Genomic DNA, 7,178 nt, shown 5'->3' with positions numbered 1-7,178 from the left:
CCCTCCGGCGGGCGGTGTGCGGCGCCCACCGTACCGGCGGGACAGCGGCCGACGCCCCGACGGCACGCCACCGCACGGGGCGGAAGACGTACGTACGGCACGGGTCGGTCGGAAGACGGGCCCGGGCGCCACAGCAGCTCCTCCGCCCGCGGGTGCCGGCCCAGATCGACCTCGTGCCGCTCGCGGTTGTGCGTCAGCATGATCACCGGCCGCCGCCCGTCCCTTGCGGCGCGGGACGTAGGCCGCCAGGTCGTCCAGCCCGCACAGTCCTTCGGCGGGAACCCGAGGTCCTGCGGAACGCCGGGCCATGTCCATGTCCCCTTCACCGGTCGCGCGCCGAACCCGCGCCGCCGCCTCCTGGCGGACCGCCCGGGCGGCCGGCACGGCGCCTTCCCCCGTGCAAAGAGGCGTCGGCGGGTCGCGCGCGTACCCGTTCGTCGCGGACCTGCTCCTCCTCAGGTCGCACGGCGGCCCTCGCGCAATCATCATCCCGGCGCAGCGGGGCCGCCCTCCCGCGACCCGATGATTCAGGCATGGACACGGCACACGAACTCGGTACCCTGGCCCGGCGCACCGCGCAGCAGCTCGCGCGACGGCACGTCGGTGTCGTGGTCGCCGCCGTCGCGGGCGGCCACGTGGAGATCGCGGGAGCGGGAACCACCCACGCCGGCGGCGCGGCCCCCGACGCCGGCACGCTCTTCGAGATCGGCTCGGTCACCAAGACCTTCACCGGGCTCGCCCTCGCCCGCATGGCAGTCGCCGGCACCGTACGTCTCGACGACCCGCTCGCCTCCCTCCTCCCCGACGGCACGCCCGTACCGTCCCGGGGAGGCCACGAGATCACCCTGCGGCACCTCGCCACGCACACCTCCGGCCTCCCCCGGCTGCCCAAGGGCATGCTGCTCCGCGCCCTGCTGCGCCCCGGCACCCCCGACCCGTACGCCGGCTGCACCGCGGACGTCCTGCTGGCCGGGCTGGCCCGCACCCGTCTGCGTGCCGAGCCCGGCCGCCGGGTCCACTACTCCAACCTCGGTGCCGGGCTCCTCGGACTGGGCCTCGCCCGCCGCGCCGGCACCACCTACGAGGAGTTGATCACCGAGCACATATGCGCTCCGCTCGGCATGACCGACACCGCCGTCTCGGTCGCCGGTACCCGGCCGGGCCGGCTCGCCCAGGGGCACGACGGCCGGCGCCGCCCCACCCCGCCCTGGCACCTGGCCGATCTCGTCGGAGCGGGCGGCCTGTGGTCGACCGCGACCGACCTGGTGACGTACGTACGGGCCCAGCTCGACGGCGTCGACGGTGACGGGGGTGCCGAGCTCGGCGAGGCCATCCGGCTCAGCCGGGAGGTCGAGCACCGCACGAACCGCTTCATCCGGAAGCACCTGGGCTGGGCGGCCCACCACCTGCACCCCCGCCAGGGCGGCCACCTCCAGATCTGGCACAACGGCGGCACCGGCGGCTTCTCCTCCTTCGCCGGGTTCGACCCGGAGACCGGCACGGCCGTCGTCGTCCTGAGCAACACCCGTCGCCCGGTCGACTCCGCCGCCTTCGCGCTGCTGCGCACCCTCCAGCAGCAGTCCGCGTGAGCCCCGCCCTACGGCCCGGCCCGGGCGTCCGCCCGGGCCGTCACCGGCTCAGCACCACGGCACGACCGTGTAGTTGTGCACGTACCGGGCAGACACCCAGCCGGGCTTGCCGTGCAGCCGGTACCAGATGTCGTTGCCCTGCACCCAGTCGCCGTCGCCACCCCCGGCGGCAGCGCCGACCCGGCACACCGCGCGCTCCCCTGGACGGCGGACACGGCTCCGGCCACGGAACGGCGGTTTCCGGACGTTCCGGGGCCCGGTGCGGCCCGGAGGCGGGAGCGGACGGGGATCCGGGGCAACCGCGAGGACGGCGGCACACCGCCGCCCGCACTCGACATCAGGAGGAACGGCCATGCTGATCACCGTCACCCGGTCCGGCGGCTTCACCGGCGTCGAGAAGACCCGCGAACTCGACACCCACGCCCGCCCGGACGCCGCGCGCTGGGAGGAACTCGCCCACCGGGCCGTCGCCCCCACGGCGGACGGCTTCCACTACCGCATCACCGTCGACGACCAGGTGCTCGACGTCCAGGACCCCTTCCTCACCGAGGAACAGCGCGAACTGGTCCGCGCCGTCCTGGTCGAAGGCGCCTGACCCGGTCCCGTGACGGGGCCGGCAGGAGGGCGTCCGTGACCGTCGCGGTCACCCTCTTGGCCGGCTCCGCCCGGCTGCGAACAGGGCCTGGACGGTCCCGGTGGCCAGGTCGCGCAGCCAGGCATGGGCGCGGTCGTTGTCGTAGCGCCGGTGCCACAGCAGGTACAGGGGGACCTCGGGCAGCGGGAGCGGTGGTGGCAGCGTGGCCAGGCCGAGGTGCTCCCGGGCCGTGCGGGTGACCGCGTCGGGGAGGGTGACCACCAGGTCGCTGTCGAGGGCGAGTTGCAGCGCGAAGGCGGCGGTCGGCCCGGCGGCGACGACGCGTCGTTCGAGGCCGCGTGCGGTCAGGGCGTCGTCGATCGGGTCGCGCAGGCTGCCGCGCCGCGAGACGGTGACGTGTTCGGCGGCCGCGTAGCGCTCCGGGCCCAGGGGGCCTCGGGTGAGCGGGTGGCCCGGGCGGACGGCGACGACCAGCCGGTCCCTGCCGACGAGGCGGTGGCGGACGTCGGGGAACGTCGGGGCGCTGGAGCTCGATTCGAGGTCGACCTCACCCCGCCGCAACTCGGCGTCGTCGGTCCCGGGTTCGGCGGACAGGCGCAGCCGGACTCCGGGGGCCTGGTGAAGGACGGCCGTGGTCAAGGCGGTGCCGCAGGCTGCGGTCAGGGCGTCGTGCCAGCGCACGGTGAACACCCGGTCCAGCGTGGCCAGGTCCAGCTCCTCCTGCGCGGAGAGGAGTTCGTGGGCCTGCTGCACGAGGGCGTGGACCTGGGCGCGCATGGCCAGCGCGCGGGTGGTGGGGACCATGCTGCGGCCCGTACGGACCAGGATCGGATCGCCGGTGGCCTTGCGGATACGGCCCAGGGAGCGGCTCATCGCCGGTGCGGTGACGTGGAGGCGTGCCGCTGCGCCGGCGACGCTGCCCTCCTCCAGCAGGGCGTCCAGGGCGGTGAGCAGATTCAGATCCAGTTGCATGGCAGTAACTCTACAAGTGACAAGCATGCACTGGTTGTTAATGGTCGGGCAGCCTACGGTCGAAGGGCACGGGCGGGACGGACCGCCCGCTTCGACCGATCCCGAGGAGCCCCCATGAGCAGCACAGCCATGCGCGCAGCCGCCACGCCTTTCGACGCCGGTACGACGCTCCTGTCCGACGTGACCGCGGCGGTGAAGGCCGCCGGCGCCACCCTGCGCGACCGCTGGACCTCGCACCCCCGGGGCGTGAGTCTGGACGAGGTCGTCGGCGAGATCCACGCCAACGACGACGCGGTGCTCGCCGTGCTGCGGGAACCGCTGCTGCGGTCCCGGCCGGGGTCGCGGTGGGCCGAGGACGAGCTGGCCGGCGGCCCGCTCCCGGCCGGGGAGTGGTGGGTGGTCGACCCCGCCGAGGGCAACATCAACCACGTCCACGGCATGGAGGACTGGGCCGTCACCGCCACCCTGGTCCGCGACAACCAGCCGGTGCTCACCGTCGTCCACCTGCCGCTGACCGGCGACACCTACACCGCCGTCGCCGGCGCCGGGGCCCGTCTCGACGGCCGGCCCCTGACGGTGTCCGCCAAGACCGACCTGGGCGCCGCGCTCACCGGCACGGGCCAGGCCCGGCCGGGCGAGGACGAGCGCACCTTCCGGCGGATCGGCGACTCCGTCACCGCCATGCTCGTCCACGGCCTGGTCGTGCGGGTGTCCGTTCCCGCCACGATGCAGCTCATCCACGTCGCCGCCGGGCGCATGGACGCGTTCTGGCAGTTCTCCGACGTCCGCTCCGGCCTGGTCGCCGGCGCCCTGCTGGTCTCCGAGGCCGGAGGCTCCGTCACCGACCTGACGGGCGCGCCCTGGACGACCGGAAGCCGCGACTTCCTGGCCGCCGCCCCCGGCCTCCACGGAGCCGCCCTCAAGGTCCTCTCCCCGATCGCCTGACACCCGCCCCTCCCCGCCACCGCTGCACCCGAAGGAGCCCGACCACATGACCCGCACGACCCACCTGACCGAGAGGACCCGCATGACCCGGATCGGCATCCTGGGCGCCGGCCGCGTAGGCACCCACCTGGCCCGCGCACTCTCCGAGGCCGGACACGACGTCGTCCTCGGCCGCCGCGACCCGACGCAAGCCACCACGGCGGCCACCCGCGCCACCATGGGCCCCCGCATCTCCTTCGCCGACCAGCGCACCACCGCCCGCACCGCGGAGATCGTGATCAACGCGACGCCCGGCGACGGCGCCCTCGACCTCCTGGCCGGCCTGCGCACCGAACTCGCCGGCAAGATCCTCGTCGACGTCTCCAACGCCACCCGCGACGCCGCCGACGGCCTGCCCGGCGACCTGTGCCATCCCGGCAGCAGCCTCGCCGAGAAGCTCCAGGCCGCCCTGCCCGACACCCAGGTGGTCAAGACCCTCAACACCATGCTGTTCATGGTGATGACCGCTCCCGAGAGCCTGGCCACCCCACCGACGGCCTACCTCTCGGGCGACGACGCACAGGCGAAGAAGACCGTCACCGGTCTCCTCCACGACCTGGGCTGGCGGCCCGCATGGATCGAGGACCTCGGTGACGTCACCACGGCCCGCGCCACCGAGGCCATGATCCTGGTCGTCCCCCACGTCCTCCGCCGCCACGGCTTCACCCCCTTCGCCGTCTCCCTCGCCCGCTGACCGGCCCTGTCCAGCCGCGGTGGTGGGCGGGTGGGGAGCTCAACCGCCGACGTGGATGCCCGGGCGGCGGGTCGGGTCGGGTTCGTGGCTGCGGATGATCTCGCGGGTGACCGGGGCGGTGTCGCCGCGGCCCAGGAGGAAGTAGCGGACCATGTGGACCAGTGGGCTGCCCTCGGCCCAGGCGAAGTGGCAGTGCGGCTGGACGCCGGTGGCGTCGCGGAGGGCCAGCAGGATGGCGGCGATGGCGTTCGGTGCGGCCGGGGCGGCCGCGCGGAGGATCCGGTGGCCGCCGACCTCGGCCCCGTGGACGGTGAGGGTGTCGCTGAAGTCGGAGGGGTCGACCACGTCGATCTCCAGGAAGATGACGTCGGCGCGGCCGGGGACCGGGTTGACGCCGCGCTGTTCGCGTTCCTTGTCGCGGTACTCGGCGACGTCGCCGGCCTGGCGGCGGTTGGCGATGATGTTGATCGCGTCGTCGTGGGCGAGGGTGTCGTCGATGAACCGGCGGGCGTCGGCGTCGAAGACGATGCGGTCCGCGCGCAGTTCGGTGGTGCGGGAGACCCGGGAGATCAGCGAGACGACGATGATGCCGGCGATGAAGAACGCCGAGATGACGATGCCGTCGGGCTTGTCGACGATGTTGGCGATCAGGGCGTAGAGCAGGACGGCGGTGAGCAGGGCGAAGCCGACGGTGGCGGGCCGTCGGCGGTGGCGCGCGACGGAGACGGTGACGGCGAAGGCGCCGGAGACCATCATGGCCAGGATGCCGGTGGCGTAGGCGCCGGCCTGCTCGTCGACGTCGGCGTCGAAGGCGATCGTGATGAGGATGCACAGGAGCGTGTAGACGATCACGACCGGCCGGACGGCGCGGCCCCACTCGGGGGCCATGCCGTAGTCCGGCAGGTACCGGGGGACGATGTTGACCAGTCCCGCCATGGCGGAGGCCCCGGCGAACCACAGGATCAGGATGGTGCTGATGTCGTAGACGGTGCCGAACGCCTCGCCGACCTGCTCGTGGGCCAGCCAGGCCAGGGCACGGCCGTTCGCCGCACCACCCGGTTCGAACAGCTCGTGCGGGATGAGGAGGGTGGTGACGAAACTCGCGGACAGCAGGTAGACGCTCATGATGAGGGCCGCGGTCGTCAGCAGCCGTCGGGTGTTGCGGATGCGGGAGCGCAGCCGCTGCTCGGCATCGGCGCCCTCGGCGGCGACGAGCGGCATCATGCTCACGCCGGTCTCGAAGCCCGACAGGCCGAGCACCAGCAGCGGGAAGGCGAGCAGCGCCGGGCCCAGGAGGTCGCCGAAGCCGCCTCCGCCCGCCGCGAGGGCGTCGGTCCACCCGGACCAGGCCCCGGGGGTGGTGAACACGTGGGCCAGCCCGACGCCGATGACGATCGCGTTCAGGACGAGGAAGACCGCCACCAGGGGGATGGCCACGCTGACCGCCTCGCTGAACCCCAGCAGGAACACCCCGCCGAGTACGAGCAGCAGGACCACCGTGAGGGCCACCTCGTGGCCGTGCAGGGCCGCGGGGAAGAAGGGGTTCTCCACGACGTGCACGGACGCGTCCGCCGTGGACAGCGTGATGGTGATGATCCACGAGGTGGCCACGAAACCGAGCAGGACCAGGACGAACAGCTTGCCCCACCAGAAGGGCAGCAGGTCCTCCAGCATCGCCACCGACCCGGCGCCGTGCGGGCTCTCCTCGGCGACCCGCCGGTACATCGGCAGCATGCCCAGCAGCGTCAACGCCACGATCAGCAACGTCGCCAGCGGTGAGACCGCGCCCGCGGCGAGAGCGGCGATCGCGGGGACGTAGGCCAGGCTGGAGAAGTAGTCGACACCGGTCAGGCACATCACCTTCCACCAGGCGTGCGGTTCGGCGTGCCCCTCGTCGGCCGCCGGCCCCACCGGCTGCACCCGGTGCCGCAGCATCCACCGTCCCAGCCCGCCCGACGGCTGGGGCCGCAGGGCCGGGCTGTCCACCACCTCGGGCATACCCGTGCGATCCACGTTGCTCATGTCCCCCATCAAACCCTTCCACCCTGCTCAGCACACGGCCACCGGCACGCGGCCTCACCGCGATCATCGAGCACGGGCCCGCCGCCGACGCGGACCCGCACCGCACCGCACGGACGAGTCCCCTCACCCGCCCTGCCCTTGTGCCCGGCGGAACTCCCACCAACCCCGGGCGTCCTCTCCGGCCCGGAGGAAGGCCCTAGGTGTGTTGTCCGGAGAGGTTGGTGCCGCGGCTGGCGGGTGTTTGGCCGCCGATGCCGGTGTGGGGTCGGTGGTAGTTGTACCAGTGCAGCCAGTCGGTGAACGCTTCCATCCGGTCACGGTC

Annotated in this window: 8 protein-coding genes; 4 read left to right on the top strand and 4 right to left on the bottom strand. The window is 73.5% G+C overall.

What is annotated here, in order from left to right:
• The first annotated feature begins 533 nt into the window (after window positions 1–533).
• Window positions 534–1,589 carry a serine hydrolase gene (locus EF918_RS29895; protein WP_125652059.1) on the top strand — a complete coding sequence of 352 codons (1,056 nt, stop codon included), beginning with the start codon at window positions 534–536 and terminating at the stop codon, window positions 1,587–1,589.
• A gap of 48 nt (window positions 1,590–1,637) precedes the next feature.
• Here the strand turns inward: EF918_RS29895 and EF918_RS37340 are convergent, their stop codons facing one another.
• On the bottom strand, window positions 1,638–1,778 hold the full coding sequence (locus tag EF918_RS37340; RefSeq protein ID WP_185921980.1) for a hypothetical protein: 141 nt from the start codon (window positions 1,776–1,778) through the stop codon (window positions 1,638–1,640).
• A gap of 163 nt (window positions 1,779–1,941) precedes the next feature.
• Here EF918_RS37340 and EF918_RS29890 point away from each other — a divergent pair, with 163 nt between their 5' ends.
• Window positions 1,942–2,184 (top strand): protealysin inhibitor emfourin, encoded by a 243-nt coding sequence (locus EF918_RS29890; RefSeq protein ID WP_125652058.1) that lies wholly within the window; start codon window positions 1,942–1,944, stop codon window positions 2,182–2,184.
• 48 nt (window positions 2,185–2,232) lie between these two features.
• On the opposite strand, the gene EF918_RS29885 is transcribed toward EF918_RS29890, so the two are convergent.
• Window positions 2,233–3,156 carry a LysR family transcriptional regulator gene (locus EF918_RS29885; RefSeq protein ID WP_125652057.1) on the bottom strand — a complete coding sequence of 308 codons (924 nt, stop codon included), beginning with the start codon at window positions 3,154–3,156 and terminating at the stop codon, window positions 2,233–2,235.
• Window positions 3,157–3,285: 129 nt separating this feature from the next.
• Between EF918_RS29885 and EF918_RS29880 the strand changes: the two genes are divergently transcribed.
• Together EF918_RS29880 and EF918_RS29875 are read left to right on the top strand one after the other, a co-directional pair.
• Complete coding sequence (locus EF918_RS29880; protein ID WP_125652061.1) at window positions 3,286–4,101, top strand: inositol monophosphatase family protein; 816 nt, start codon at window positions 3,286–3,288, stop codon at window positions 4,099–4,101.
• Window positions 4,102–4,183: 82 nt separating this feature from the next.
• Window positions 4,184–4,834 carry an NADPH-dependent F420 reductase gene (locus tag EF918_RS29875; RefSeq protein ID WP_125652060.1) on the top strand — a complete coding sequence of 217 codons (651 nt, stop codon included), beginning with the start codon at window positions 4,184–4,186 and terminating at the stop codon, window positions 4,832–4,834.
• A gap of 39 nt (window positions 4,835–4,873) precedes the next feature.
• On the opposite strand, the gene EF918_RS29870 is transcribed toward EF918_RS29875, so the two are convergent.
• Both EF918_RS29870 and EF918_RS29865 read right to left on the bottom strand, forming a co-directional pair.
• The gene (locus tag EF918_RS29870; RefSeq protein WP_125652056.1) at window positions 4,874–6,856 is read right to left on the bottom strand and encodes an APC family permease; all 1,983 of its coding nucleotides are present in this window, start codon (window positions 6,854–6,856) and stop codon (window positions 4,874–4,876) included.
• Window positions 6,857–7,052: 196 nt separating this feature from the next.
• On the bottom strand, window positions 7,053–7,178 hold a 126-nt coding region (locus tag EF918_RS29865), incomplete at its 5' end, for an integrase core domain-containing protein (protein ID WP_148141226.1).

The sequence above is a fragment of the Streptomyces sp. WAC06614 genome (assembly GCF_003949795.1).
GTDB lineage: Bacteria > Actinomycetota > Actinomycetes > Streptomycetales > Streptomycetaceae > Streptomyces.
Note: the sequence above shows the minus strand (reverse complement) of the source record. Positions and strands in the feature narration are given on the sequence as shown.